Source organism: Pseudomonas pseudonitroreducens, assembly GCF_021603645.1.
Lineage (GTDB): Bacteria > Pseudomonadota > Gammaproteobacteria > Pseudomonadales > Pseudomonadaceae > Pseudomonas > Pseudomonas pseudonitroreducens.
The window spans coordinates 1-1277 of sequence record NZ_BQHJ01000039.1 but is presented as its reverse complement, the minus strand read 5'-3'; the positions used below and the strand labels follow the sequence as shown (position 1 = coordinate 1277).

Genomic DNA, 1277 nt, shown 5'->3' with positions numbered 1-1277 from the left:
CGACGATCAGCTTTTTATCGGCCTCGGATACGGTGATAACCGCGTCTTTGGGGTGCTTGATGCCGGCATGGCGGTGCCCATTGTCGTGGGTGATCTTCACCTTCACGCCGGCCGGTTTGGTTTCCCCAGCCGAGGCGGGGGCCTTTTCTACTTTCATGTGTCCTCCTATCGGACTCGGGGGTGTTGAAACTTCACAGGCCAGGCCAGGACCCAGGCGGCACAGTTGCGGCCTTCCAGCGCGGCGTTGTAGAGGTTCGCTGCGCGCACATCCTTGGCGTCGATGCTGTCCATCAGTTCCAGGTCGTGCTTGGTTCCAGGGAGTGCCGCCTGCAACGGAGCCAGCAGACGCAGCACGTTGCCGGCCCGGCTCCCGGCCTTGCCCAGGTCGCCGGCCAGGCCGACGACTACCACCAGGGCGGTGGCCACCAGCTTCCCTTGGCCATTCAGGGTGAACTTGAGCCCCTCCAGGGCAATGCGGCAGGCCATCGTCCGCGTGGCGTAACGCTCCAGCTCAGCCGGCACGAAACGCCCACCGTGCAGTTGCGTTTCAACCTTCAGGTCGCTGGCCACGAACGCCTGCTCTGCCCAGGCCTTGATGCCGTCCAGCACCTGGTCGGCTGTTAACTCACTCATCTGCCAGCTCCTCCAGGTAGTCCTCGATCAGGCCGATCACGTCGTCCAGGTCCACGCCTTCCAGGCCGAGGTATTCCCTTTGCGGAATGCCGCGATCCTCATCGCCGTACTGGTGGGTGGCGGCATAGACCAGGGGGCTGCCCACCAGAACGCTGTCGCCCATGGTCTGAAACGTCATGCTGTTGAGCAGGTGGTTCTCACCCTGCAGAAGGCTCTGCCCGCTGTGCCGCGTTTCGGCGTACTCAGCGGACCACTCCGGCCAGGCCTGGCCAGTTGGGCTGGCCTTGTCCACGGCGATCCGGCGCTGGGTCTGGCTGACAACCTCGGCGCCGATGCCCTCCAGGAGCGGCAGCAGGTCCAGTGCGGCCAGGCGGTCAATCCGCCGCGCGAGGCGCTTGTCTTCCAGGAGGTTGACGCTGATCGCGGCGCCGCTCACAGCAGCTTCCCGAAGCGCTTGGGCTCGGCCTCGAAGTAGGCAAAGCCGCTGCTTTCCTGGTCAGGCGGCGTGGCCAGGCCAAGCGAGGCCTTGCCCTCGGCGACCCGGCGCAGGTAGCCCACCGCATCCTCGTAGCGCTTGCGCTTCTCTTCAGTGCTGCTGGCACCGTCCGACGACATCCGATACATGGCGATGTCGCAGCACGTCT

General features: G+C 65.2%; 3 protein-coding genes. All 3 read right to left on the bottom strand.

Translation table 11 applies throughout. The features are described from left to right. Positions 1-165: 165 nt before the first annotated feature. Positions 166-633, bottom strand: a complete 468-nt coding sequence (locus L6D89_RS32330) for a hypothetical protein (RefSeq protein ID WP_024767747.1) — start codon at positions 631-633, stop codon at positions 166-168. Beyond that, complete coding sequence (locus L6D89_RS32325) at positions 626-1069, bottom strand: phage virion morphogenesis protein (protein ID WP_024767748.1); 444 nt, start codon at positions 1067-1069, stop codon at positions 626-628. Before L6D89_RS32325 ends, L6D89_RS32330 begins: the two co-directional genes overlap by 8 nt. Continuing rightward, positions 1066-1277, bottom strand: a 212-nt coding sequence (locus tag L6D89_RS32320; protein ID WP_236202335.1) for a phage protein Gp36 family protein, incomplete at its 5' end; no start/stop codon positions are given. The genes L6D89_RS32325 and L6D89_RS32320, both read right to left, overlap by 4 nt.